The organism is Escherichia sp. WS568 (genome assembly GCF_046486085.1).
In the GTDB taxonomy this organism is placed as follows: domain Bacteria; phylum Pseudomonadota; class Gammaproteobacteria; order Enterobacterales; family Enterobacteriaceae; genus Escherichia; species Escherichia coli.
Genome location: NZ_JBJQMC010000004.1, coordinates 20360 through 45938, shown reverse-complemented (window position 1 = coordinate 45938; position 25579 = coordinate 20360). Strand labels below are relative to the sequence as shown.

General features: G+C 52.2%; 27 protein-coding genes and 3 tRNA genes. 12 read left to right on the top strand and 18 right to left on the bottom strand.

Annotated features, from left to right (window positions below; genetic code table 11):
* Nucleotides 1-16 precede the first annotated feature (16 nt).
* Genes nadR through serB form a run of 3 tightly spaced genes read right to left on the bottom strand, consistent with a single transcriptional unit; the run spans nucleotide 17 to nucleotide 3669 of the window.
* Nucleotides 17-1249, bottom strand: a complete 1233-nt coding sequence (gene nadR, locus ACJHWR_RS05875; RefSeq protein WP_000093812.1) for a multifunctional transcriptional regulator/nicotinamide-nucleotide adenylyltransferase/ribosylnicotinamide kinase NadR — start codon at nucleotides 1247-1249, stop codon at nucleotides 17-19.
* Between the two features lie 20 nt (nucleotides 1250-1269).
* Nucleotides 1270-2652 carry a DNA repair protein RadA gene (gene radA, locus ACJHWR_RS05870; protein WP_001029698.1) on the bottom strand — a complete coding sequence of 461 codons (1383 nt, stop codon included), beginning with the start codon at nucleotides 2650-2652 and terminating at the stop codon, nucleotides 1270-1272.
* 48 nt (nucleotides 2653-2700) lie between these two features.
* Nucleotides 2701-3669 carry a phosphoserine phosphatase gene (gene serB / locus ACJHWR_RS05865; protein ID WP_001132944.1) on the bottom strand — a complete coding sequence of 323 codons (969 nt, stop codon included), beginning with the start codon at nucleotides 3667-3669 and terminating at the stop codon, nucleotides 2701-2703.
* A 105-nt stretch (nucleotides 3670-3774) separates the two neighbouring features.
* On the opposite strand from serB, the gene ACJHWR_RS05860 reads away from it, so the two are divergent.
* The 3 genes from ACJHWR_RS05860 to ACJHWR_RS05850 are packed head-to-tail and all read left to right on the top strand — an operon-like array spanning nucleotide 3775 to nucleotide 5758.
* Nucleotides 3775-4419: a YtjB family periplasmic protein gene (locus tag ACJHWR_RS05860; protein WP_000124615.1), complete on the top strand. Its 645-nt coding sequence runs from the start codon at nucleotides 3775-3777 to the stop codon at nucleotides 4417-4419.
* A gap of 27 nt (nucleotides 4420-4446) precedes the next feature.
* Nucleotides 4447-5463, top strand: a complete 1017-nt coding sequence (gene lplA / locus ACJHWR_RS05855; RefSeq protein WP_000105851.1) for a lipoate--protein ligase LplA — start codon at nucleotides 4447-4449, stop codon at nucleotides 5461-5463.
* Nucleotides 5464-5494: 31 nt separating this feature from the next.
* A complete protein-coding gene (locus tag ACJHWR_RS05850) occupies nucleotides 5495-5758 on the top strand; it encodes a helix-turn-helix domain-containing protein (RefSeq protein WP_000566145.1) in 264 nt (87 codons plus the stop codon).
* 160 nt (nucleotides 5759-5918) lie between these two features.
* Here ACJHWR_RS05850 and deoD read toward each other — a convergent pair whose 3' ends face one another.
* From deoD to deoC, 4 genes are all read right to left on the bottom strand, one after another.
* Nucleotides 5919-6638, bottom strand: coding sequence for a purine-nucleoside phosphorylase (gene deoD, locus ACJHWR_RS05845; protein WP_000224877.1), 720 nt, complete (start codon nucleotides 6636-6638; stop codon nucleotides 5919-5921).
* A gap of 56 nt (nucleotides 6639-6694) precedes the next feature.
* A complete protein-coding gene (gene deoB / locus ACJHWR_RS05840) occupies nucleotides 6695-7918 on the bottom strand; it encodes a phosphopentomutase (protein WP_000816471.1) in 1224 nt (407 codons plus the stop codon).
* 51 nt (nucleotides 7919-7969) lie between these two features.
* Nucleotides 7970-9292, bottom strand: a complete 1323-nt coding sequence (gene deoA, locus ACJHWR_RS05835) for a thymidine phosphorylase (protein WP_000477811.1) — start codon at nucleotides 9290-9292, stop codon at nucleotides 7970-7972.
* A gap of 77 nt (nucleotides 9293-9369) precedes the next feature.
* A complete protein-coding gene (gene deoC / locus ACJHWR_RS05830; protein WP_001330391.1) occupies nucleotides 9370-10149 on the bottom strand; it encodes a deoxyribose-phosphate aldolase in 780 nt (259 codons plus the stop codon).
* Between the two features lie 257 nt (nucleotides 10150-10406).
* Here deoC and ACJHWR_RS05825 point away from each other — a divergent pair, with 257 nt between their 5' ends.
* Entirely contained in the window at nucleotides 10407-11957 is a 1551-nt protein-coding gene (locus ACJHWR_RS05825; protein WP_001143215.1) for a YjjI family glycine radical enzyme, read from the top strand.
* The gene (locus ACJHWR_RS05820) at nucleotides 11929-12792 is read left to right on the top strand and encodes a YjjW family glycine radical enzyme activase (protein ID WP_001088365.1); all 864 of its coding nucleotides are present in this window, start codon (nucleotides 11929-11931) and stop codon (nucleotides 12790-12792) included. The genes ACJHWR_RS05825 and ACJHWR_RS05820 overlap by 29 nt, the downstream gene beginning before the upstream one ends.
* A gap of 29 nt (nucleotides 12793-12821) precedes the next feature.
* Here the strand turns inward: ACJHWR_RS05820 and ACJHWR_RS05815 are convergent, their stop codons facing one another.
* The 8 genes from ACJHWR_RS05815 to holD form a co-directional block, all read right to left on the bottom strand.
* The gene (locus ACJHWR_RS05815; RefSeq protein WP_000563051.1) at nucleotides 12822-13604 is read right to left on the bottom strand and encodes a metal-dependent hydrolase; all 783 of its coding nucleotides are present in this window, start codon (nucleotides 13602-13604) and stop codon (nucleotides 12822-12824) included.
* The gene (locus ACJHWR_RS05810; protein WP_001298490.1) at nucleotides 13601-14674 is read right to left on the bottom strand and encodes a patatin family protein; all 1074 of its coding nucleotides are present in this window, start codon (nucleotides 14672-14674) and stop codon (nucleotides 13601-13603) included. The genes ACJHWR_RS05815 and ACJHWR_RS05810 overlap by 4 nt, the downstream gene beginning before the upstream one ends.
* Nucleotides 14675-14795: 121 nt before the next feature.
* Nucleotides 14796-14957 carry a DUF1328 domain-containing protein gene (locus ACJHWR_RS05805; RefSeq protein WP_000490275.1) on the bottom strand — a complete coding sequence of 54 codons (162 nt, stop codon included), beginning with the start codon at nucleotides 14955-14957 and terminating at the stop codon, nucleotides 14796-14798.
* 126 nt (nucleotides 14958-15083) lie between these two features.
* Entirely contained in the window at nucleotides 15084-15689 is a 606-nt protein-coding gene (gene osmY / locus ACJHWR_RS05800; protein ID WP_001385192.1) for a molecular chaperone OsmY, read from the bottom strand.
* A 392-nt stretch (nucleotides 15690-16081) separates the two neighbouring features.
* Nucleotides 16082-17671: a peptide chain release factor 3 gene (gene prfC, locus ACJHWR_RS05795; RefSeq protein ID WP_000175940.1), complete on the bottom strand. Its 1590-nt coding sequence runs from the start codon at nucleotides 17669-17671 to the stop codon at nucleotides 16082-16084.
* A gap of 90 nt (nucleotides 17672-17761) precedes the next feature.
* A complete protein-coding gene (gene yjjG, locus ACJHWR_RS05790) occupies nucleotides 17762-18439 on the bottom strand; it encodes a pyrimidine 5'-nucleotidase (RefSeq protein WP_000870712.1) in 678 nt (225 codons plus the stop codon).
* Between the two features lie 14 nt (nucleotides 18440-18453).
* Nucleotides 18454-18900 carry a ribosomal protein S18-alanine N-acetyltransferase gene (gene rimI, locus ACJHWR_RS05785; protein ID WP_001092461.1) on the bottom strand — a complete coding sequence of 149 codons (447 nt, stop codon included), beginning with the start codon at nucleotides 18898-18900 and terminating at the stop codon, nucleotides 18454-18456.
* On the bottom strand, nucleotides 18869-19282 hold the full coding sequence (gene holD, locus ACJHWR_RS05780; RefSeq protein WP_000204017.1) for a DNA polymerase III subunit psi: 414 nt from the start codon (nucleotides 19280-19282) through the stop codon (nucleotides 18869-18871). The genes rimI and holD overlap by 32 nt, the downstream gene beginning before the upstream one ends.
* 102 nt (nucleotides 19283-19384) lie before the next feature.
* On the opposite strand from holD, the gene rsmC reads away from it, so the two are divergent.
* The 4 genes from rsmC to ACJHWR_RS05760 all read left to right on the top strand — a co-directional run bounded on the left by rsmC (nucleotide 19385) and on the right by ACJHWR_RS05760 (nucleotide 21039).
* The gene (rsmC, locus tag ACJHWR_RS05775) at nucleotides 19385-20416 is read left to right on the top strand and encodes a 16S rRNA (guanine(1207)-N(2))-methyltransferase RsmC (protein WP_001272340.1); all 1032 of its coding nucleotides are present in this window, start codon (nucleotides 19385-19387) and stop codon (nucleotides 20414-20416) included.
* Between the two features lie 300 nt (nucleotides 20417-20716).
* Nucleotides 20717-20803: transfer RNA gene (locus ACJHWR_RS05770), tRNA-Leu, on the top strand.
* A 28-nt stretch (nucleotides 20804-20831) separates the two neighbouring features.
* Nucleotides 20832-20918, top strand: a tRNA-Leu gene (locus tag ACJHWR_RS05765).
* A gap of 34 nt (nucleotides 20919-20952) precedes the next feature.
* Nucleotides 20953-21039, top strand: a tRNA-Leu gene (locus tag ACJHWR_RS05760).
* Nucleotides 21040-21077: 38 nt separating this feature from the next.
* Here ACJHWR_RS05760 and ACJHWR_RS05755 read toward each other — a convergent pair.
* Nucleotides 21078-21314, bottom strand: coding sequence for a DUF1435 domain-containing protein (locus tag ACJHWR_RS05755; protein WP_001577669.1), 237 nt, complete (start codon nucleotides 21312-21314; stop codon nucleotides 21078-21080).
* Nucleotides 21315-21454: 140 nt separating this feature from the next.
* Between ACJHWR_RS05755 and fhuF the strand changes: the two genes are divergently transcribed.
* A complete protein-coding gene (fhuF, locus tag ACJHWR_RS05750; RefSeq protein WP_000331590.1) occupies nucleotides 21455-22243 on the top strand; it encodes a siderophore-iron reductase FhuF in 789 nt (262 codons plus the stop codon).
* 38 nt (nucleotides 22244-22281) lie between these two features.
* Here the strand turns inward: fhuF and bglJ are convergent, their stop codons facing one another.
* A complete protein-coding gene (bglJ, locus tag ACJHWR_RS05745; RefSeq protein ID WP_001361357.1) occupies nucleotides 22282-22959 on the bottom strand; it encodes a DNA-binding transcriptional activator BglJ in 678 nt (225 codons plus the stop codon).
* The gene (locus ACJHWR_RS05740) at nucleotides 22917-23642 is read right to left on the bottom strand and encodes a helix-turn-helix domain-containing protein (RefSeq protein ID WP_000936635.1); all 726 of its coding nucleotides are present in this window, start codon (nucleotides 23640-23642) and stop codon (nucleotides 22917-22919) included. The genes bglJ and ACJHWR_RS05740 overlap by 43 nt, the downstream gene beginning before the upstream one ends.
* A 617-nt stretch (nucleotides 23643-24259) precedes the next feature.
* Between ACJHWR_RS05740 and ACJHWR_RS05735 the strand changes: the two genes are divergently transcribed.
* Both ACJHWR_RS05735 and ACJHWR_RS05730 read left to right on the top strand, forming a co-directional pair.
* On the top strand, nucleotides 24260-25030 hold the full coding sequence (locus ACJHWR_RS05735; protein ID WP_024175786.1) for a threonine/serine exporter ThrE family protein: 771 nt from the start codon (nucleotides 24260-24262) through the stop codon (nucleotides 25028-25030).
* Nucleotides 25021-25494, top strand: a complete 474-nt coding sequence (locus ACJHWR_RS05730) for a threonine/serine exporter (protein WP_000538191.1) — start codon at nucleotides 25021-25023, stop codon at nucleotides 25492-25494. The genes ACJHWR_RS05735 and ACJHWR_RS05730 overlap by 10 nt, the downstream gene beginning before the upstream one ends.
* Nucleotides 25495-25579 lie beyond the last annotated feature (85 nt).

The window sequence follows — 25579 nt, the reverse complement described above, 5'->3', positions numbered from 1 at the left end:
AGCAGTTTCGTCACGGTTATCCTTGCTCCCCCATCATCTCCCGCACCAGCTCCACGCAGCGCAGGAAACGGCTGTCGTAATCGTCCTCTTCAACCCGCACGAATTCGATATTGTTCTCTTCCAGCATCTCCACCAGCAAGTTCTGGAACTCTTTGCGATCCACCGAACTGCCGAGGCTGCGTAAACCATCCGCCACCCACGGCGTGTTGTTCTCCAGCAGGATCACCAGATCGAAACGGTATTCATCAATCAGCGCCTGCACGAACGGATGCTCACGCCCTTCGTACTTTTTGCAGAACGCCTGGGTAGTGACAAAATCGGTGTCAATAAACGCCACTTTATTGGCGTATTTCACTGCAAAATCAATGTATTGTGCGTGGCCCAACGCGATTTTATCGTAGTCGGAATACTGCAATGCGATCTCATCACCGCCGAGGTGTGAAAAGACATAATCGCGGCCATATTCCCACGCACTGGTGGTGTTGAAGATATTGGCAAGTTTGTTTACCAGGGTGGATTTACCGCTCGACTCGCCGCCAAGGATCGCCACGGTACGCACAAAGAATGGCTTCACTTCCGTAGGAATATATTCCCAGTAGCGGAACGGGTTTTCGCGGATCTGCGCACCGCTGATACTCATAAAGGTGCGTTTCGGATCGACCAGCACCGTTTCGATCCCCAGATGTTCCATATACTGTGGCGCATCGGCTTCTTCCGAGGTGTAGATCAGGTCCGGCTGGATCCCCTTTTCAGCCATAAACTTTTTGATGCCGTTGCTCCACACATCCCAGCCGTGTGGATACGGCTCCATGCCCTCTTCGTTGAAGGCATGAATGCGAATATTTTTCTGATATTTAAAGGTTTGTAATAACCAGCGCAAACGATCCGGCACCGTGGGCTGCTGCGACATGGCACTGTCTTCAAACAACGCACGGTCACGGGTATCGTCAAAGCCCATAATGATATGCAGTTCGTCAACCTGGCTACAGGCGCGCTGGATAAGGTAGATATGTCCGGTATGCAACGGGTAGAACTTACCGAATACCACGCCAATGGTTTTCTTTTGGCGGGGAAACTCAAGCCCCAAAAAACGGTGCAACGCCTCCAGTTTTTGCGCGCTGGGGCTTTTAATTTTGGCATTCAGTAACTGGCTTAAATACCCTTTGGTCATACCGCTGGCATCAGCCACCTGCTGTAGCGTACAGCCCTGTTGCTTAATGGCAGTTTTCAGGTAATCAAATGACGACATATCTCCCTCCGTATCTCTCATTATAAGTCGTCGAACACGCTAAGCGCGTCGGAGAGTTTTTTAACGCCAAAAATCTGCATCCCTTCCGGCGCTTTTTTCGGCACGTTAGCCGCCGGAACAATCGCCCGCCGAAAACCATGTTTCGCCGCTTCTGAGATACGTTCCTGACCGCTGGGCACCGGGCGGATCTCCCCTGCCAGCCCGACTTCACCAAACACCACCAGATCCTGCGGCAGCGGTCTGTCGCGCAGGCTGGAAACCATCGCCAGCAGTAACGCTAAGTCGGCGCTGGTTTCCGTCACCTTCACGCCACCGACCACGTTAACAAACACATCCTGATCGGCCATTTGTAGACCACCGTGACGGTGAAGCACCGCCAGCAGGATTGCCAGACGGTTTTGCTCCAGCCCGACTGCCACGCGGCGTGGATTCGCCATCATCGAGTGATCGACGAGCGCCTGAATCTCCACCAGCAGCGGACGCGTTCCTTCCCACACTACCATCACTGAGCTACCCGAGGTCACTTCATCACCGCGGCTTAAAAAGATTGCCGAAGGGTTGCTGACTTCACGCAGACCCTGTTCGGTCATTGCGAAGACGCCCAGCTCATTCACCGCGCCGAAGCGGTTTTTATGGCTGCGTAAGGTGCGAAAACGGGAGTCGGCATCGCCATCCAGAAGCACCGAACAGTCGATACAGTGTTCCAGCACTTTAGGGCCAGCCAGCGAGCCATCTTTGGTTACGTGCCCAACCATGACAATCGCCACACCGCGCGTTTTGGCGAAGCGCGTCAGATAAGCCGCCGTTTCACGCACCTGCGCCACGCTGCCAGGCGATGATTGTACATCCGCCATATGCATCACCTGGATGGAGTCAATTACCATCAGCTTCGGTTGCTCTTCTTCGGCAATCAGGCAGATCTGCTCGATGCTGGTTTCCGACAACATATTGAGATTGTCAGTCGGCAGGCCAAGGCGATGAGCGCGCATTGCCACCTGTTGCAGCGACTCTTCGCCGGTGACATACAGCGTTTTCATCTGCTGGGCCAGTTTGCACAGCGTTTGCAACAGCAGCGTGGATTTCCCCGCACCTGGGTTACCGCCAATCAGAATGGCGCTTCCCGGCACCACCCCGCCGCCTAATACGCGGTCGAACTCTTTAAATCCGGTAGAAAAACGCGGCAGCTCCTCAAGGCTGATGTCGGAGAGTTTCTGGACTTTTGCCACTCCGGCGCTACCGGCATAGCCACTGAGACGCTCGTTACGCGCCACCGTTGGCGACGCAGCAAGACGCACCTCGGTGATGGTGTTCCAGGCATGACAGGCACTGCACTGCCCCTGCCAGCGCGGATAATCGGCCCCGCATTCATTACAAACAAAGGCGCGTTTTGGAGCTTTTGCCACGGTGTACCTCGTTAATGCTGTGCCGCCCGCAGGATGACGGGCAGGCAATTACTTCTGATTCAGGCTGCCAGAGAGGATGCAGAATACCCCCATCAGGTCAGCGTGACGGATGGTGACTTCCGTTTTTTCATTCACTTTTGGCTTGGCATGGTAGGCAATCCCCAGCCCTGCCGCTTTGATCATCGGCAGGTCATTGGCTCCATCGCCAATCGCCACGGTCTGCGCCAGCGGGATTTCATACTCCTGCGCGAGGCGAGTCAGAGTTTTCGCTTTGTACTGCGCGTCTACGATGTCGCCGATCACATTGCCGGTAAATTTACCGTCCATGATCTCCAGTTCATTGGCTACCACGGCTGTCAGGCGCAGCTTGTCGCGCAGGTATTCAGCAAAGAAAGTAAAGCCGCCGGAAGCAATCGCCACTTTCCAGCCCAGCGTTTCCAGCTTGAGCACCAGTTGCGTTAAGCCTGGCATCAGCGGCAGATTTTCACGCACCTGTTGCAGGATATTGGCGTCAGCGCCTTTCAGCGTCGCCACACGGCTGCGCAGGCTGGCGGTAAAATCGAGTTCGCCGCGCATCGCCCGTTCGGTTACCTCCGCCACCATCTCGCCGGTTCCGGCCAGTTTGGCAATTTCGTCAATACATTCAATCTGAATGGCGGTGGAATCCATGTCCATCACCAGCAAACCCGGAGAGCGCAGGTGCGGGATTTTCCCCAACGGCGCGACATCCAGTTGCGCTTCGTGGGCCAGGCGCGTAGCCCGCGCGGTGAGTGAACCTGCCAGACGAATCACCTGATAATCTTCCACGCACCAGGCGGCAACAATCACCATAGCCGCGCCCAGTTTGCTCTGGTATTGGGTCAGACGTTGTTTATCCAGCCCACGACCATACAGCAGCCAGCCGCTACGACCTGCGTGGTAATCCAGTGGCATCACTTCATCACCACTTAATGAAAGAGGCAGACCAGGCCATAAAGAGACATCTTCAGGCAGGTCGCACCAGGTAATGTTAGGCATTAAGGCTCCTGTAAAATCGTTCGAAGCAGGGAAAATAACGCATGAGGCTACCTTGTATCCATTGCTTCTGGCAACATTAAGTCTCAAATTTTCAAAGGGTGGAAGATGGCTCGCACAAAACTGAAATTCCGGCTGCATCGGGCAGTGATTGTCCTGTTCTGTCTCGCCTTGTTAGTGGCGCTGATGCAGGGGGCGTCATGGTTTAGTCAAAACCACCAGCGACAGCGTAATCCACAGCTGGAAGAACTGGCCCGCACCCTGGCGCGTCAGGTAACGCTGAATGTTGCACCGCTGATGCGTACCGACTCACCGGATGAAAAACGTATTCAGGCGATCCTTGATCAGTTAACGGATGAAAGCCGCATCCTCGACGCGGGCGTGTATGACGAACAAGGCGATCTTATCGCCCGTTCTGGCGAAAGCGTCGAAGTGCGCGACCGGTTGGCGCTCGACGGTAAAAAAGCGGGCGGCTATTTTAACCAGCAGATTGTCGAACCCATTGCGGGTAAAAACGGACCGCTCGGCTATCTGCGCCTGACGCTCGACACCCATACGCTCGCCACCGAAGCCCAACAGGTGGATAACACCACTAACATTTTACGCCTGATGTTGCTGCTCTCGCTGGCAATCGGCGTAGTGCTGACCCGTACGCTGCTACAGGGTAAACGCACCCGCTGGCAGCAATCGCCCTTCCTGTTAACCGCCAGCAAACCGGTGCCGGAAGAGGAAGAAAGCGAGAAAAAAGAGTGACCCATTACTACAAGAAAGGAAATCGTTATGTCCACATTACGCCTGCTCATCTCTGACTCTTACGACCCGTGGTTTAACCTGGCGGTGGAAGAGTGTATTTTTCGCCAGATGCCCGCCACGCAGCGCGTTCTGTTTCTCTGGCGCAATGCCGACACCGTGGTGATTGGTCGCGCACAGAACCCGTGGAAAGAGTGTAATACCCGGCGGATGGAAGAAGATAACGTCCGCCTGGCGCGGCGCAGCAGCGGTGGCGGCGCGGTGTTCCACGATCTCGGTAATACCTGCTTTACCTTTATGGCTGGCAAGCCGGAGTACGATAAAACTATCTCCACGTCGATTGTGCTCAATGCTCTGAACGCGCTCGGCGTCAGCGCCGAAGCGTCCGGCCGTAACGATCTGGTGGTGAAAACCGCCGAAGGCGACCGCAAAGTCTCAGGCTCAGCCTATCGCGAAACTAAAGATCGCGGCTTCCATCATGGCACCTTGCTACTCAATGCTGACCTTAGCCGTCTGGCAAACTATCTCAACCCGGATAAAAAGAAACTGGCGGCGAAAGGCATTACGTCGGTACGTTCCCGCGTGACCAACCTCACCGAGCTGCTGCCGGGGATCACCCATGAGCAGGTTTGCGAGGCCATAACCGAGGCCTTTTTCGCCCATTATGGCGAGCGCGTGGAAGCGGAAATCATCTCCCCGGACAAAACGCCAGACTTGCCGAACTTCGCCGAAACCTTTGCCCGTCAGAGTAGCTGGGAGTGGAACTTCGGTCAGGCTCCGGCGTTCTCGCATCTGCTGGATGAACGCTTCACCTGGGGCGGCGTGGAACTGCATTTCGACGTTGAAAAAGGCCATATCACCCGCGCCCAGGTGTTTACCGACAGCCTCAACCCCGCACCTCTGGAAGCTCTCGCCGGGCGACTGCAAGGCTGCCTGTACCGCGCGGATATGCTGCAACAGGAGTGCGAAGCGCTGTTGGTTGACTTCCCGGAACAGGAAAAAGAGCTACGGGAGTTGTCGACGTGGATAGCGGGGGCGGTAAGGTAACTCACTGATTTAAATATCCAGGGAAGGAAATATGATCGATCTGGAAAACCAGGAACGGGAGATTATCAATTTAATGTTCAGCCAGGGTATATCCTGGCTAACCGCCGTGCGTATCAGGCATAAACTATCACTTGCTGAAGTAAGTAAAATGTTAGGTATCTCCATTAATTCTCTAAAACAGATCGAAAAGACGGAACGGCTTAGTTCAAACATCAAAAGCAAAATGGCAGGAATTTATGGTTGTCCACCAGAGTTGCTGATATGCCCTTCCTGGATGACGGCTGAACATAAATGAATAGATTCGTGAATAGATACTTGAATGGATTTTATTTTCTATCCATATGAAAAATAATAGTAAATCTATAAATCAGTTGCTATTGATGAATAGATACTAAAAAGCCGGAGCAGTCTCCCGCTCCGGCTTCACAAGGCAATCGCCTTTCAGCGAAACACAATTACTCTTTATCGCCCAACAGAACGGATTCCAGTGCGATTTTGATCATGTCGTTGAAGGTGGTCTGACGCTCAGCGGCAGTGGTCTGCTCGTGAGTGCGGATGTGGTCAGACACGGTGCAGATGGTCAGGGCTTTCGCGCCAAATTCTGCAGCGACGCCGTAGATACCAGCTGCTTCCATTTCCACGCCGAGGATGCCGTATTTTTCCATCACGTCGAACATTTCGCCGTCCGGAGAGTAAAACAGGTCAGCGGAGAACAGGTTACCAACGCGAGCATCAATGCCCAGTGCTTTAGCTGCATCTACCGCGTTACGCACCATGTCAAAGTCAGCGATAGCGGCAAAGTCATGGTCTTTAAAACGGATACGGTTAACTTTGGAATCGGTGCAGGCACCCATACCGATAACGACGTCGCGCAGTTTTACGTGCGGCAGAACAGCGCCACAGGAGCCTACGCGGATAATTTTCTTCACGCCGAAATCGGTGATCAGTTCTTTGGTGTAGATGGAGCAGGACGGGATACCCATACCGTGCCCCATTACGGAAATTTTGCGGCCTTTGTAAGTACCGGTGAAGCCCAGCATACCGCGAACGTTGTTCACTTCACGGGCATCTTCAAGGAAAGTTTCAGCAATATACTTCGCACGCAGCGGGTCGCCTGGCATCAAAACTACGTCAGCGAAATCGCCCATTTCTGCATTAATGTGTGGGGTAGCCATTGTTTTATCCTTTTTGTGACATAACAAAGGCGGAGTCAACGCTCCGCCCAAATCCATCAGAACATGGCTTTGCCATATTCCATATCAGAAGTACCAAAATATTTTGCCAGCGTCTGGCCGATATCCGCGAAGGTTTCACGGTGACCCAGTGAGCCCGGTTTTACTTTCGGGCCGTATACCAGTACCGGAATGTGTTCACGCGTGTGGTCAGTACCGGTCCAGGTCGGATCACAACCGTGGTCAGCGGTGAGGATCAGGATGTCGTCATCGCGCAGCAGAGACATCAGCTCCGGCAGACGACGGTCGAACAGCTCCAGACCCGCAGCATAACCGGCAACGTCGCGACGGTGGCCCCAGGAAGAGTCGAAGTCAACGAAGTTGGTGAAGACGATAGTGTTATCACCCGCTTCTTTCATCTCTTTGATGGTGGCGTCAAACAGCGCGTCCAGGCCAGTCGCTTTCACTTTCTTGGTGATGCCGCAGTTAGCGTAGATGTCCGCAATTTTACCGACAGAAACCACCTGGCCGTGTTTTTCATCAACCAGTTTCTGCAGCACGGTCGGTGCTGGCGGTTCAACAGCCAGATCGTGACGGTTACCGGTACGCTGGAAGTTACCGGCTTTGTCGCCGATAAACGGACGAGCGATAACACGACCGATGTTGTAGCCGCCGTTGGTCAGCTCTTCACGAGCGATTTCGCACAGTTCGTAGAGTTTGTCCAGACCGAAAGTTTCTTCATGGCAGGCAATCTGGAACACGGAGTCAGCGGAGGTATAGAAAATCGGCTTGCCGGTTTTCATGTGCTCTTCGCCCAGCTGATCCAGAATGACCGTACCGGAAGAGTGGCAGTTACCGAGGTAACCCGGCAGATTAGCGCGTTCGACCAGTTTATCCAGTAGCTCTTGCGGGAAGCTGTTTTCGTGATCGGAGAAGTATCCCCACTCAAACAGAACCGGGACACCGGCGATTTCCCAGTGACCAGACGGGGTATCTTTACCGGATGACATTTCGTGCGCCCATGCGTACGCGCCGATAACTTCAGCGTTGCCGTCCATTCCCGCCGGAATGAAACCGGTAGAACCTTCGTGTGCTTTCGCCAGCCCCAGACGGGTCAGATTTGGCAGATTGAGCGGGCCTTTACGACCGTTATCAGCTTCGCCTTTGGCACAAGCTTCTGCGATATGACCCAGGGTGTCAGCCCCGACGTCACCAAAGCGTTCTGCATCTTCTGTAGCGCCGATGCCGAATGAGTCCAGCACCATAATAAATGCACGTTTCATATGTTCTCCGTACTCAGTGCTTCAAATTTAAATGATCAGATCAGTATACCGTTATTCACTGATACGACGATAGACAGTTGGTGTGCTTTCCGGTGCTTTATCGGCAAGTTTAATTGCCGCTTTCACCGCTTTCGCCGCTTCCTGCCAGCTGTTTTCGTCTTTCGCGTGGATAACTGCCAGCGGACGCTGACCGTCTACCTGGTCGCCCAGACGCGCCATATCAGTAAAGCCGACGCTGTAATCGATGGTGTCAGATGCCTGACGGCGTCCGCCGCCCATTGCAACCACTGCCATCCCCAGCGCGCGGGTATCCATTTCACTGACAAACCCTTCGGTATCAGCATAGACTGCTTTCGTCAGCATCGCTGTCGGCAGATACTTCGCGTAGTTCTCAACGAAGTCAGTCGGGCCTTTTTGTGCCGCTACCATACGACCAAAGACTTCTGCCGCTTTACCGTTGTCCAGCACCGCCTGCAATTTCGCGCGCGCTTCGGCGTCATCTTTCGCCAGTTTGCCGGAGATAAGCATCTCTACGCACAGCGCCATTGTGACATCAAACAGACGCGGGTTACGATACTCACCCGTCAGGAACTGCACCGCTTCACGAACTTCAACCGCGTTACCTGCACTGGAGGCCAGTACCTGATTCATATCGGTGAGCAGCGCGGTGGTACGCACGCCAGCGCCGTTAGCTACGCCAACAATCGCTTCGGCAAGGGCTTCAGAAAGTTCGTAGGTCGGCATAAACGCGCCGCTACCCACTTTCACGTCCATCACCAGCGCATCCAGACCTTCCGCCAGTTTCTTCGCCAGGATCGAGGCAGTGATCAGCGGGATGGAGTCCACGGTTGCGGTAATATCACGGGTCGCGTAGAAACGTTTATCCGCCGGAGCCAGTGAGCTGGTCTGACCGATAATCGCCACGCCGACGTCTTTAATAATTTCGCGGAAACGGTTGTCATCCGGGAAAATGTCGAAGCCAGGGATGGATTCCAGTTTGTCGAGCGTACCGCCAGTATGACCGAGGCCGCGACCGGAGATCATCGGAATATAGCCGCCACAGGCAGCGACCATCGGCCCCAACATCAGCGAAGTCACATCGCCGACACCGCCGGTCGAGTGTTTATCAACAATCGGGCCATTCAGATGCAGGCTTTTCCAGTCGAGAACGGTTCCTGAATCTCGCATCGCCATGGTCAGCGAGACACGCTCAGGCATTGTCATATCGTGGAAGAAAATGGTCATCGCGAGGGCGGCAATCTGCCCTTCGGAGATAGTGTTGTCGCGAATGCCGTTGATAAAGAAACGAATTTCTTCATCACTCAGCGCATGACCATCACGTTTTTTACGAATAATTTCTTGTGCGAGAAACAAGGTAACCTCCCGTGGAAAAGAGACGAGGTAATCGGGGAACCGGATGAGCATCGCTGCATCATCCGGCAAATCAAGCCTTAGTAGCTGCTGGCGCTCTTACCGTCGCCGTGGCCCAGAGCTTTCAGCAGGCTTGCCAGCAAGCTGGAAGCACCAAAGCGGTAGTGACGCGCATCAGCCCAGTCAGCACCGAACAGTTCATCGGCGATGGAGAGATATTTCTGCGCATCTTCCGCAGTACGCACGCCGCCCGCCGGTTTGAAACCAACGGTTTTTTCTACGCCCATATCGCGGATCACTTCCATCATGATGCGCGCGCTTTCCGGCGTCGCATTCACAGCCACTTTACCGGTAGAGGTTTTGATGAAGTCAGCACCCGCTTTGATGGAGATTTCAGACGCTTTACGGATCAGCGCTTCGTCTTTCAGTTCTCCGGTTTCAATAATCACTTTCAGCAGGACGTTCGCCGCAGCGCAAGCCTCTTTACAGGCTTTCACCAGGTCAAAACCAACCTGCTCGTTACCCGCCATCAGCGCGCGGTACGGGAACACCACGTCAACTTCATCGGCACCGTAGGCGATTGCCGCACGGGTTTCTGCCAGCGCGATTTCGATGTCGTCGTTACCGTGTGGGAAGTTAGTTACCGTAGCGATACGGATTTCCGGGGTGCCCTGCTCTTTCAGAGTTTTGCGAGCAATCGGGATAAAGCGAGGATAGATACAGATAGCGGCGGTATTGCCGACCGGAGTTTTGGCCTGATGACACAGGGCGATCACTTTCTCATCGGTGTCGTCGTCATTCAGGGTGGTCAGGTCCATCAATTTCAGTGCACGCAGGCTGCTTGCTTTCAGATCAGTCATTTCATTCTCCTGGCTTGTCGCCAATAAAATTCACCTTGCGAGTTTGTTAGTATTCTAACATCTACTCCGCAACACACTTCGATGTACATCACAATTAAGGAAATCTACTTACAAGTTTGCATCACTGTAATGCGATCTGGTTCAAATAATTCACTTTCAAATGAATGCGTCAGTGGTGGCAAACGCATCAGGATCAAAGTGAACATCACGAAACTTCTTACAATGGCGCATCACCTTCGGCATAAAAGGAAAAGAAGATGCCCACTTCTCATGAAAATGCACTGCAACAACGTTGCCAGCAAATTGTCACCAGCCCGGTACTTAGCCCGGAGCAGAAGCGCCATTTTCTGGCACTGGAAGCAGAAAACAATCTGCCTTACCCCGCGTTGCCTGCCGAAGCCCGCCGCGCGCTGGATGAGGGTGTAATCTGCGATATGTTTGAAGGTCATGCGCCGTACAAACCGCGCTATGTCTTACCCGATTACGCCCGTTTTCTGGCGAACGGTTCCGAATGGCTGGAGCTGGAAGGCGCGAAAGATCTTGATGACGCACTCTCTCTGCTGACCATTCTTTACCACCACGTACCGTCGGTCACATCGATGCCGGTCTACCTGGGGCAACTGGATGCGTTGTTGCAACCGTATGTTAGAATTCTAACACAAGACGAGATCGATATTCGAATAAAACGTTTCTGGCGTTACCTCGACAGAACCCTGCCAGACGCCTTTATGCACGCCAATATCGGCCCGTCTGATTCGCCCATCACCCGTGCAATCTTACGTGCAGATGCAGAGCTGAAGCAGGTTTCACCAAACCTGACCTTTATCTACGATCCTGAAATCACCCCTGATGACCTGCTGCTGGAAGTGGCGAAGAACATCTGTGAATGTAGCAAACCGCACATCGCCAACGGTCCGGTGCATGATAAAATTTTCACAAAAGGGGGCTACGGGATTGTGAGCTGTTACAACTCACTGCCGCTGGCGGGTGGTGGCAGCACGCTGGTACGCCTAAACCTGAAAGCCATTGCCGAGCGCAGTGAATCGCTGGAGGACTTCTTTACGCGCACTCTACCGCACTACTGCCAACAGCAGATCGCCATCATCGATGCGCGGTGTGAATTCCTCTATCAACAATCACACTTCTTTGAGAATAGCTTCCTGGTGAAAGAAGGGCTGATTAACCCTGAACGTTTTGTGCCAATGTTTGGCATGTACGGACTGGCGGAAGCAGTTAACTTACTGTGTGAGAAAGAAGGAATTGTCGCACGTTACGGTAAAGAAGCCACCGCAAATGAAGTGGGTTATCGCATCAGCGCGCAACTGGCGGAGTTTGTCGCCAATACCCCTGTGAAATATGGCTGGCAAAAACGCGCCATGTTACACGCACAGTCGGGGATCAGTTCCGATATCGGCACCACGCCGGGCGCGCGTTTACCATATGGCGATGAGCCAGATCCGATTACCCATCTGCAAACTGTCGCGCCGCATCATGCTTATTATTATTCCGGCATCAGCGACATTCTGACGCTCGACGAAACCATCAAACGTAATCCGCAGGCGCTGGTACAGCTTTGCCTCGGTGCCTTTAAAGCCGGAATGCGTGAATTTACCGCCAATGTCAGCGGTAACGATCTGGTTCGCGTTACCGGTTATATGGTGCGTTTGTCGGATTTAGAAAAATATCGCGCCGAAGGTTCACGCACCAACACCACCTGGCTGGGAGAAGAAGCCGCACGCAACACTCGTATTCTGGAACGTCAGCCGCGCGTGATAAGCCATGAACAGCAGATGCGCTTTAGTCAGTAAGATTATCCCCTTCTCCTGCGTTGACGGGCCAGGCAGTCGTCTGGCTCTGTTTTTGCAGGGCTGCAATCTGCGCTGCAAAAACTGTCACAATCCGTGGACGATGGGGCGCTGTAATGATTGCGGAGAGTGCGTGCCGCAGTGTCCGCATCAGGCGTTGCAGATTATCGAAGGCAAAGTGGCGTGGAGCGCGGCTGTTTGCGAGCAATGTGATACCTGCCTGAAGATGTGCCCGCAACATGCCACGCCAATGGCGCAATCCATGAGCGTGGACGAGGTGCTTAACCATGTCCGCAAAGCGGTGCTGTTTATTGAAGGGATAACGGTAAGCGGCGGCGAAGCCACGACCCAGTTGCCGTTTGTGGTGGCGCTGTTTACTGCCATCAAAAACGATCCGCAACTGTGCCATCTCACCTGCCTCGTGGACAGTAACGGCATGTTGAGCGAAACCGGCTGGGAAAAATTGCTCCCGGTGTGTGACGGCGCAATGCTCGATCTCAAAGCGTGGGGGAGCGAATGTCATCAGCAATTAACCGGACGCGATAATCAGCAGATCAAGCGCAGCATCTGTTTGCTGGCAGAGCGCGGTAAGCTGGCGGAACTGCGTTTGCTGGTAATCCCTGGCCAGGTGGATTATTTGCAACACATCGAAGAACTGGCGGCGTTAATCAAGGGACTTGGCGATGTTCCGGTACGCCTGAACGCGTTTCATGCCCACGGCGTGTATGGCGAGGCGCAAAGCTGGCCGAGCGCCACGCCGGAGGATGTGGAACAACTGGCTGATGCGTTACGGGAGCGCGGGGTGAGTCGGTTAATATTTCCGGCGCTATATTTGTGACATGCCGGATGTGGCCTACGAAGGGCAAACTACCCACGCATGTTAAACACCTCATTCGTATTATTAAGCAACACTTCGGCAATCTCATCCGCGGGTTCCGGTCGTAACTCGCATAGCACAGCAAACACACGGGCTGCCTGTTCAGGGCGATTAGGCTGCCCCTGAAAACCATTGAGCGGCATATCTGGTGCGTCGGTTTCCAGCAACAACGATGCCAGCGGCAGTTTTGCGATGACATCGCGGGTTTTACTGGCGCGTGGATAGGTGATAGTACCGCCTACGCCGATTTTGTAGCCCAGCTGTACAAACCGTTCAGCCTGTTGCTGGCTGCCAGAAAATCCGTGGACAACACCAGCACGCGATAAATCGTGGCGTTTAAGATGCATCGCCAGTTTGTCGTGCGTGCGCCGTGAATGCAGGATCACCGGCAGATCGTAGCGTTTCGCCAGTTTCAGTTGTTCATCAAGCAACCACTGCTGCCTCTCAAATTGCGGATCGTCACCAAAGAGATCCAGGCCGATCTCCCCCACCGCCACCACCTTCGCCGGATGCCTTTCCAGCGCCTGCTGTAGCTGATCAAGAGACACATCGCTATGTTTTTCCAACATACCAGGATGCAAGCCCAATGCGGCATACAGCGGTTGATATTTTTCCGCTAACGCCTGCACGCGGGCAAAATTTTCCGCCTCTGTCGCCGGAACAATGATCTTGCCTACGCCAGCTTGTGCCGCACGTTGCAGGCTGGCCTCTTCATCGCCACTAAACGGCGGGAAATCAAAATGGCAGTGGGTGTCGATAAAACGGCAAATCAAGCCAGATCCTCATTGTTAAATGTCGGGTCGTTCGCCTGCGGAGCGTCGCTCACTTCGGCAACCAACGTATCGTTGGCGACTGGCGCAGGCGGAATAACGATCGACTCCGGCGTCACCACCGGCACCAGATGGCGGCTCAGCGGCGCTTTTTCAGTCAATAATTTACCGACCGTTGCCAGAAAATAACGCCCACATAAACGCCCAAGTTTATAGTCTTCACGCAGCGCCGGAATCCGACTGCCGAGCGCAATACTATGCAATGGCTTCGGCGGATAAATTTCGAATATCCGCAGCTGGCCCGGTGGTTTCTCAATAAATTGCTGAATCTCACGATAGCTGGTTTCATGATGCTGCACCAGATTGACCAGCGGCTGCAGGCTACTGTCACCCAGCCAGCGTTCCATGCGTTTGAACCACTGCGGCGTGTAGTACATTTGTGACGGCACAGTGCGGATGACGACCAACGTTTTTGCTCCCTGCCTTGCCGCCTCTTTAACCGGGATCGCATCACTGATCCCGCCATCCAGGTAGTTAATGCCTTCCAGCGACACTCCGCTACGATAAAAGCCAGGTATCGCACTGGAGGCGCGAATCACATCCAGCCAGTTTTGTTTGGTTGGTAAAAAGTAATTCGGCGCGTAGTCATCCTGACGACAGGCGCACATATAAAACGATTTGCCGCTGTCAAACAACCGCGCGGCGGTATCCATTTGCAACGGCATCTGGCTTGCGGTGGCCTCCACCAGCCAGTCGAGATCGATAAGATTTCCTCCACGGACAAAGCGCAATGGATCGAAAAATTCGCGTTTTGTGGTATAGCGCATGATGACTTTGCGCGCGTAACCGGGCTGATTACAGATATACGCCGAGAGGTTCTGCGCCCCGGCAGATGTGCCGAGATAAAGATCGAAAGGATTAAACTGCGCGCGCATAAACTCATCCAGCACGCCAGCCGTGAAAATTCCACGCTGTCCGCCGCCTTCGCACACCAGAGCAATCCGTCCAGGCTGGAACGGCCTTAGCGACAACGGCGCAATATTACCAAGCGTTACAGGTATTCGCTGCCCCACCTCTGCCTTCCTGTTTTTGTTGTGAAAGAATGACAAAGTAACGCAATTTATTATTCGCTAAAACCGCAAAAGCCAGTCCGCTGGACTGGCTTTGGATAAAATTTTCTTAATGGTCTGAAATCTAGGGTCGTTTTCGGCCCATGAACAAACTCACCAGGAACAGAATAATCCCGACGACAAAGACAATTTTAGCTGCGCCTGCAGCAGTACCGGCCAGACCACCAAACCCAAGTGCGGCGGCGATTAACGCGATAACCAGAAATATGATGCCCCAACGAAACATAAGCGTCTCCTTTACCATAGTTAATGTCACCGCTTGATATGAGCGTGAAAATCACTCAATGCGATATTTTTAGTGTGGCGCACATCGCGCCTCCCGACAAAGTTCGGGAGATCGAATTACGACGAATTACTTAGTTTTCAGATCATTTTTAACGCTTTTCACACCATCTACCGCTTTGGCGATACTTTCAGCACGGTCGCTCTGTGCCTGAGAATCTACGGTACCGGAGAGCTGGACCACGCCATCGGTGGTTTCAACTTTCACATGACGGGAAGGGACGATATCGTCCGCCAGCAGTTTGGCTTTGATTTCACTGGTGGTGGCGGTGTCACCCGCGTAGCCTTTCACAGAACTTTCTTTAGCGTCGCGAACGTGCAGTTTGTCGCTGACAGAGGTCACGCCTTCAACGCCTTTCGCCACTTTCACTGCCTCTTCGGCCTGGGCCTGGCTTTCAACGAAACCGCTCAGGGTCACGACTTTTTGATCGGTTTTGACAGAGATATCGGTGCTCTTGATGTTGTCATGATCCACCAGGGCCGCCTTCACTTTCGCGGTGATGGCGCTGTCATCCATGAAATTACCGACTTTATTCATAGAGCTATCGACTTTTTGCCCTGCGCTTTCATTGGTAGTCTGCGCGTTGTTTTCCGCGTAGGCAGAGCCGGTCGCGACGGCAGAGGTCAACATTACAGCCAGCAAAGTTTTCGAAATCTTCAGTCTTGTCATAGTCATCGATTTATTCCTGTATGTTTGCTCGTAATTTGAGCCTGGCAACACGAGGTTGCATTGCTGAATAGGGAGAGACTTCACCCTCTACAAAAGTCAATGGCCGCCATCACAAAAGCGATGGGTGATGAATAACGACCATTACAGCCTCTGAATCAGTTATTAATATCGGTAGAATGACAATCGACGGCTTTAGATACTGATATCTACGCATTGAACGGTATTTAACGCCGTCAGAAATGTCATTACTTTGTTAAATATAGATCACAATTTTGAAACCGCTCGGGATATCAGCGAAAACATAAGCAAAAGTGAATGTTTTAAGAACATTCCGTAAGCGGCTAATAAGGAAGGAAAATTGACAGGGCGCAGCGGCTACCGCGCCCTGGAGGCAAGAATTAATGCTCGCGGGTCTGGTGGAACTGAACGTCCGGATAACGTTCCTGCGCCAGGCGCAGGTTGACCATGCTGGTAGCGATGTAAGCGAGGTTATCGCCGCCATCAAGCGCCAGTTGGCTTTCGTTCTTACGCTTGAACTCTTCGAATTTCTTCGCGTCCGCACATTCTACCCAGCGGGCAGTGGCAACGTTGACTGACTCATACACTGCTTCAACGTTGTATTCGCTCTTCAGGCGCGCTACCACCACATCAAACTGCAGCACACCAACTGCACCAACGATCAGGTCGTTGTTGGAGATCGGACGGAACACCTGCACCGCGCCCTCTTCGGAAAGCTGTACCAGCCCTTTGAGCAGCTGTTTTTGCTTCAGCGGATCTTTCAGGCGGATACGACGGAACAGTTCTGGCGCGAAGTTCGGAATACCGGTGAACTTCATCATCTCACCCTGGGTAAAGGTGTCGCCGATCTGAATGGTGCCGTGGTTGTGCAGACCAAGGATATCGCCAGGATACGCTTCTTCAACGTGCGAACGGTCACCCGCCATAAAGGTCAGCGCGTCGGAGATCACCACATCTTTCGCAGTACGCACCTGGCGCAGCTTCATGCCTTTTTCATATTTACCGGACACCACACGCATAAACGCCACGCGGTCGCGGTGTTTCGGGTCCATGTTGGCCTGAATTTTAAATACGAAGCCGGTAAATTTATCTTCGCTCGCCTCTACGGTACGGGTATCAGTCTGACGCGGCATCGGCGCTGGGGCCCACTCCACCAGGCCATCCAGCATATGATCAACGCCGAAGTTACCCAGCGCAGTACCAAAGAACACTGGAGTAATTTCGCCCGCAAGGAACAATTCTTTGTCGAACTCGTTAGACGCGCCTTTCACCAGTTCCAGTTCGTCACGCAGTTGCTGTGCCAGATCTTCACCAACCGCAGCGTCGAGATCCGGGTTATTCAGCCCTTTAACAATGCGGACTTCCTGAATGGTGTGGCCTTTACCGCTCTGATAGAGATAGGTTTCATCTTTATAAAGGTGGTAAACGCCTTTAAACAGCTTGCCGCAGCCAATCGGCCAGGTGATCGGTGCGCAGCCGATTTTCAGCTCGTTCTCAACTTCATCGAGCAGTTCCATCGGGTCGCGGATATCACGGTCAAGTTTGTTCATAAAGGTGAGGATCGGCGTATCGCGCAGACGGGTAACTTCCATCAGCTTACGGGTACGATCTTCAACACCTTTTGCAGCGTCGATAACCATCAGGCAGCAGTCCACCGCCGTCAGGGTACGATAGGTATCTTCCGAGAAGTCTTCGTGCCCCGGGGTGTCGAGCAGGTTAACCAGGCAATCGTGATACGGAAACTGCATCACAGAAGTAGTAATGGAGATCCCACGCTGCTTTTCCATCTCCATCCAGTCCGACTTAGCGTGCTGGTTGGAACCACGGCCTTTTACTGTACCGGCGGTCTGAATGGCCTGTCCGAACAGCAGCACCTTCTCGGTGATGGTAGTTTTACCGGCGTCCGGGTGAGAAATAATGGCAAAAGTGCGGCGCTTCGCCACCTCTTGCAAATAAGGAGACAACGTCATAATTCTTTCTTCTTGAGTAAGCGGCATCGCGCCGCGCTTGTTGAAAACGAAAAATTGCGGCTATTTTACCCATCAACGGGGGGGAGGCAATCAGTGTTTACACAGGAGCTGCTCCAGTTCGTGCAACGAAGAAACGGTCCAGGTGGGCGCGATGCCTTCTGGTTGCTCGCGATTGTGCGCATTCAGCCAGCAGGTCGCAAGCCCGGCGTTGATGCCACCGAGAATATCGGACTCGGCAGTGTCGCCAACCATCAGCACGCGTGAACGGTCAGGATTGCCCGCCTGTTCCAGCGCATAATCGAAAATTTTCTTATTCGGTTTGGCAACGCCAACTTCTTCGGAAATCACCAGCAAATCGAAATAATCACGCAGGCCCGTGCGTTCCAGACGCACCTGTTGCAAGGCGCTAAAACCGTTGGTGATGATGCCGATTTTGGCATTGCCACGAATGGCGTTAAGCAGAGAAACCGCGCCCGGCAACGGCGTACAGATTTCCGCCATCGCATTAATAAAGGCCTCGTTGAGTTTACCTGGCTCGACGTTCAGCCGTTCGGCCCAGCTCTCAAAACGCCCGTGCTGAAGCTGTAATGAAGTGATCGCGCCGTTTTGATAATCTACCCACAGGGGCTTGTTAACGGCCTGATAGTCCTGAAAATCTTCAGCGGTAAAAGTGACGCTGTAATCAAGAAACATCCGCTGCAGTCCGGTGAACGAGTCAAAGGTAAACAGCGTTTCATCGGCATCAAAGAAAATCCAGTCCCACTTCATTATTCCACCTTGTCTTACATACTGATTGGCAACGCCATGATGATGGCGTCTTCGCGACCGTCCGTGGTGGGGTAGTAATTGCGGCGAATTGTCGCCTCGTTAAAGCCTAAACTTTCGTACAGGGCAATGGCGGCAGCGTTTGAAGCACGGACTTCCAGCCATAGCGTCGCCACGCCGCGTTTTTCCAGTTCGTCGATCAGATGTTCCAGCAGCGCCCTTCCCAATCCCTGACGCTGATAGTCAGGATCGACCGCAATATTGAACAATGTAGCTTCATCCAGCACCACTTGCGTAATCGCAAACGCCGCCATTTTGCCGTTTTGCGTTAACTGAAAGTTGAGATAACGCTCGCCCTGATTACTGGCAAAGGTTTTTTCACTCCACGGAAAGGCGTGGGCGCGTTGTTCAATGTGGTAAGCCGCTGGTAAATCAGTCGTTTCGAGGGAAGAAATCGTGTTCATATGCGCAAATTTGTTGCCATAACGCGGCGCGTGCCGTTGGGTTTGCCCGTAATTCGGTGAGCGCCGGTGATGCCACCTGAGCGCCTTCCAGTGATAGCGGTTCGTCAGTACCCAACCGCCAGCTGTTGCAGCGACTGCCTTGCGGCAGCATCGCGATTTTTTCTGGCGTCAGTTGCAGCACTTGATCGGGGCTGACGGTTAATGCGCGCAGAACATCGCTCACTAAAGGATCAGTCAGGGCGGGAAGATCGTTTGCCACCATCACCAGACGGACGTGTGCCGGGATCGCAATGGCAATCTCCCCCTGCAACGCGCCAGGGCGACGCAGCGACCACTGGGTAATGCCCAGTTGCTGTAACTGCCAGTCTCGTCGGGATGTCATAGCGAATCGCTCCTGTTGTCAGGGGCGCAAATATAGCAAATTCGTCGATACCGCGCCAACATATGGCTATAATCGCCGCCAGTATCAATTGAGGAGCATTCCATGTCTGCATTTACCCCGGCAAGTGAAGTCTTGCTGCGTCACAGTGATGATTTCGAACAAAGCCGTATTCTGTTTGCCGGAGACTTACAGGATGACCTGCCCGCGCGTTTAGATACCGCGGCCAGCCGTGCTCATACCCAGCAATTCCACCACTGGCAGGTGTTAAGCCGCCAGATGGGGGATAACGCCCGTTTTAGTCTGGTCGCCACGGCGAATGATGTCGCAGATTGCGATACGCTGATTTACTACTGGCCGAAGAACAAACCGGAAGCCCAGTTCCAGTTGATGAATTTACTTTCTCTGCTGCCAGTGGGCACGGATATTTTTGTCGTTGGCGAGAACCGCAGCGGCGTGCGCAGCGCCGAGCAGATGCTTGCAGATTATGCACCGTTGAATAAGGTGGACAGCGCCCGTCGCTGTGGCCTCTATTTTGGTCGTCTGGAAAAACAGCCGGTATTTGATGCCAATAAATTCTGGGGCGAATATAACGTCGATGGCCTGACGGTCAAAACGCTGCCTGGCGTGTTTAGCCGCGACGGTCTGGATGTCGGTAGCCAGTTGCTGCTCTCGACGTTAACCCCGCACACGAAAGGTAAAGTGCTGGATGTCGGCTGTGGCGCGGGCGTACTTTCGGTTGCCTTTGCGCGCCACTCACCGAAGATTCGTCTCACGTTGTGCGATGTTTCTGCGCCAGCAGTTGAAGCCAGCCGTGCAACACTTGCGGCCAACGGTATTGAAGGTGAAGTCTTTGCCAGCAACGTCTTTTCTGAGGTGAAAGGTCGTTTTGATATGATCATCTCCAACCCGCCGTTCCACGATGGGATGCAAACCAGCCTCGATGCGGCGCAAACGCTGATTCGCGGCGCGGTGCGTCATCTTAATAGCGGCGGCGAGCTGCGAATTGTAGCGAACGCCTTCCTGCCTTACCCGGACGTGCTGGATGAGACATTTGGCTTCCACGAAGTGATCGCGCAAACCGGGCGCTTCAAGGTGTATCGCGCCATTATGACCCGCCAGGCGAAGAAAGGTTGAGTATCCCGCCGCAAGCCTTGCCGGATGCGGCGTGCTCGCCTTATACAACCTACAAAACCTGCAAGTTAGCCCTTCGTAGGCCAGATAAGACGCGCCCGCGTCGCATCTGGCATCTGCACCCAAATACCGTGTCGGATGCGGCGTGAACGCCTTATCCGACCTACAAAACCTGCACGTTAGTTTCCTGATGGACATTTTTCCAGCAATTACACCTCCGGCGATAATTAACTATTGACGAAAAGCTGAAAACCACTAGAATGCGCCTCCGTGGTAGCAATTCTTTTTAAGAATTGATGGTATGCGAAGGTGGCGGAATTGGTAGACGCGCTAGCTTCAGGTGTTAGTGTCCTTACGGACGTGGGGGTTCAAGTCCCCCCCCTCGCACCAAAAACCACGTTGATATTGCTCGCACTGGGCGAAGGTGGCGGAATTGGTAGACGCGCTAGCTTCAGGTGTTAGTGTTCTTACGGACGTGGGGGTTCAAGTCCCCCCCCTCGCACCAAACGAGGCGATATCAAAAAAAGTAAGATGACTGTGCGAAGGTGGCGGAATTGGTAGACGCGCTAGCTTCAGGTGTTAGTGTCCTTACGGACGTGGGGGTTCAAGTCCCCCCCCTCGCACCAATTATCTTTACTTCCTTTCTTGTTGCTTCCCTGTTTTATCATCCCTGCTTCAAATTCATTATCATCAGCATGATGCCAGCAATAAGCGCCAGGCACGATGGCAGCAAAACGTAATGCCGCAACTGTTTGTGATACAGCATCACCGGCGTCAATACTAATCCCATCAGAATGATAATCCGCCATTGATCCGGCGATAAATCCGCATACATCAGCCCTGCAATCAGCAATCCCGGCAGCAACACTCCCCAGCCACTGCCCAGCGTACGTTGCAACATGGTTTCATCTCTTTCATTGATAATGATAACTAATATCATATGATAATTTTTATCATTTGCAAGCCAGAGAAATCCCTTGCTATCGGGTAAACCTATCGCTAGGATTAGCAATCATTATCATTTAGATTACTATCGCGATTATGGCCTATCGTTCCGCACCGCTCTATGAAGATGTTATCTGGCGAACGCATCTCCAGCCGCAGGATGCTGGGCTTGCACAAGCCGTACGGGCGACGATCGCCGAACATCGTGAACATTTGCTGGAGTTTATCCGCCTGGATGAACCCGCTCCGCTTAACGCCATGACGCTGGCGCAATGGTCATCACCGAATGCGCTAAGTTCTCTACTCGCGGTCTATTCCGATCATATCTATCGCAACCAACCTTTGATGATCCGCGAGAACAAACCGCTGATCTCACTATGGGCACAATGGTATATCGGCCTGATGGTGCCACCATTAATGTTGGCGCTGCTGACGCAGGAAAAAGCATTAGATGTGTCGCCGGAACATTTCCACGTTGAGTTTCACGAAACCGGACGCGCCGCCTGTTTCTGGGTCGATGTGTGTGAAGATAAAAACGCAACACCACATTCGCCGCAGCAGCGAATGGAAACGTTAATCAGCCAGGCGCTGGTTCCGGTTGTGCAGGCATTAGAAGCGACGGGAGAGATCAACGGCAAACTTATCTGGAGTAATACCGGTTATTTGATCAACTGGTATCTCACTGAGATGAAGCAGCTGCTTGGCGAGGCGACGGTTGAATCGCTGCGCCATGCCCTCTTTTTTGAGAAAATGCTCACGAACGGTGAAGATAATCCACTCTGGCGTACCGTGGTACTGCGCGACGGCCTGCTGGTGCGCCGGACCTGCTGCCAGCGTTATCGCTTACCGGATGTGCAGCAATGTGGTGACTGTACGCTGAAATAGAAAAATTTGCCGGGGAAGTAAACCCGGCATTAAGCGTATTAATAGGGGTGCAACACGTTACTTGCTTCGCAATGACGCATACATAACAGAATGTCTGCGGCCTCCAACAACCCTGCATCAGAACTGACGCCCAGTTTCGACATCACATTAAATTTATGTGCACGGATCGTTTTGATATTGCGTTTAAGCTGCTCGGCAATTTGTGTCATTGAGTAGCCACGCGACATAAAGCGCAATATTTCTCTCTCCGTCGGGCTTAACGTCCGGCTTTGGTTAATGTACCACTGATTGTTCAGTCGATCGGTCGCCTGACGTACACCATTTAATGACAAAAAGAGTTCCTGATGAAAAATCTCCAGCGTTGACGCTTTACTTAATACACCGTCCAGCGGTGATGGCGACAATGAACCAATCAGCCGAGCTTCAATATCATCATCCGCAATAACTAAACGCCGGGTACGCGGAAACTTAATCGCCAGTTCAGTCAGGCAGGATAATCCCTCTCTGCGCGCACTTCTCATGGCAGAAAAAGAAAAAATGACCGCCGCAAACGAGATCCGCGACATGGCATCCTGAAATGACTCCTGACTGGTATAGGTATGGAGCTTATAAGGGTTACCCGCAAACTTTCTGAATAAACTCTCAATACCGATACTGCTCATGACGCATTTTTCTATGAGTGCGACATTTCTCTTCTTAATTCGGCTGTGTTCCATTCTGCGGCATCTCCATAAACAGAAGGCAAGTTAAGTTCTCTTGCACCCTGCGCGCTATTTATCCATGCATACATTTCAGCGTTGCTGTGAATTGCCAGTCGACGCATCGCACTGTTTTTTTGGGCGCTGATAGTTTTATTACTTTTCTTAAGCAATGAAGCTATCTGGTTGATGCCCCATCCTTTACCTAATAGCCGCAGCACTTTGCGCTCTGAAAGAGTGAGAATGACGGAGCGATAGCTAAAATCATGAGTTTCAGTCATTGCCGGAGAGGTCAGCATGGCGCTGATACGCTCTGCGTGCGTATTGCCGGAACGTACGGTCTTGACCAGATTCTCAATGGGTTCAACATCAGACAATAACGTCGCCGTAGGGCACATAAGCAGTTCTACTGCCTGGGAATACCAGGAGCGTGACACCATGAAAACCCAGTGAATTTCCCGATATTGCGAGATTAAAGAATAATAATGTTCACAAACAGAACGTGGATCTTCACTTTCACCGGCTAAATCAGCAATGACTAATCCGGAACGACGTAATTGTAATAAGGTAAGGTCCTCCGCAGAGGCGCTGGATATTATTTCATATTCAGGGAAGTGAGTCCTCATGACCTCTTTTAACCCTGCTTGCATAACAGGTATTTTACTGATAACAATTCCATTTTTGCAGCATCCTGGCAACATATTTCCTCCACATCCACTGTCTAAAAATCATGATGGTTTATTCAGGATATTCATTCCTTAAATGTTTCCAGCAAATTAATAGATTAAGCGAATAAATTATCCTTAGCATTCACTTTCATATCAGCATACTCCTGCTGCACAACAACTCCACTGCATGTGTCAGAAGGTTAGCATCAAATGATAACCTGGTGAAATAGCCTGGAGACATTTAAAATATCTACATTAAGTTGTTAGAAATACTTAATGAAAAACAGAATTCTCATTCACTTAATTTATAATTAACTGATATCCCTTCCCGCAGGATGCAAAATCACACAATCAATATTTATTCAATAAAATCTGATAGTTTTAACTTGTTAAAATTAAAAAACGCGCCCAGTTATCTTTTATCCTGATTCGTAAGGGCTAAACAATAAATTCATTATAGTGATAATATTCATGCGATAATTTGTTTGCGGCGAGAGATAATTCGCTTTTAACACCGAGCTTCTCCCGATAACCAGGATTAATCAGCGCAATTTTGATCTTAACCTGCCGCAAAACAACCGCGCTTCATGATACAAATGGATTCTCATTATCTGAACAATACGCAGCACGTCTATGACAAAGGGCGAGTTATGCAAACTGAGCAACAGCGAGCCGTAACACGGCTTTGTATCCAGTGTGGATTATTTCTTTTGCAACATGGTGCGGAAAGCGCGTTGGTTGATGAGCTTTCCTCACGACTGGGTCGGGCGTTGGGAATGGACAGCGTCGAAAGTTCTATCTCTTCGAACGCCATAGTGCTGACAACTATTAAAGATGGGCAATGCCTGACATCTACACGTAAAAATCACGATCGCGGCATTAATATGCATGTGGTGACTGAAGTCCAGCACATTGTGATTCTGGCGGAGCACCATCTGCTGGATTACAAAGGCGTAGAGAAACGATTTAGCCAAATTCAGCCATTACGTTACCCAAGATGGCTGGTAGCCTTAATGGTTGGCCTTTCCTGCGCCTGTTTCTGTAAACTCAATAAAGGTGGCTGGGATGGTGCCGTCATCACCTTCTTTGCCAGTACGGCCGCGATGTATAACCGCCAGCTACTGGCACAACGTCATCTTCATCCACAGATCAACTTTTGCCTCACCGCTTTCGCCGCCACCACCATTTCCGGATTGCTTTTGCAACTTCCCACTTTCAGCAATACCCCCACCATTGCGATGGCCGCCAGCGTTCTGCTGCTGGTGCCGGGCTTTCCGTTGATAAATGCCGTCGCCGATATGTTTAAAGGCCACATCAATACCGGACTGGCACGCTGGGCGATCGCCAGTCTGCTGACACTGGCTACCTGTGTCGGCGTAGTAATGGCACTGACGATTTGGGGGCTACGCGGATGGGTGTGATCGAATTTCTGTTAGCGTTGGCGCAGGATATGATCCTCGCCGCCATTCCAGCGGTCGGCTTTGCAATGGTGTTCAACGTTCCCGTGCGGGCGTTACGCTGGTGTGCGCTGCTTGGCTCGATAGGTCATGGTTCCCGAATGATCTTAATGACCAGCGGGTTGAATATTGAGTGGTCAACTTTTATGGCTTCTATGCTGGTCGGCACCATTGGTATTCAATGGTCGCGCTGGTATCTGGCACATCCGAAAGTGTTTACCGTGGCGGCTGTTATCCCTATGTTCCCTGGCATATCAGCTTATACCGCAATGATTTCGGCGGTAAAAATCAGCCAGCTAGGTTACAGCGAACCGTTGATGATTACCCTGTTAACCAACTTTCTTACAGCTTCATCGATTGTTGGTGCGTTATCCATCGGTCTTTCCATTCCTGGATTATGGTTGTACCGCAAGCGCCCTCGCGTATAAAATTGCCTCGCTTAAGCACACGGATGAGAGACAGCCTCCTCTCCTCCGTGTGTTACTATAAAAGTTATCTCCCTTCTCGTTCATC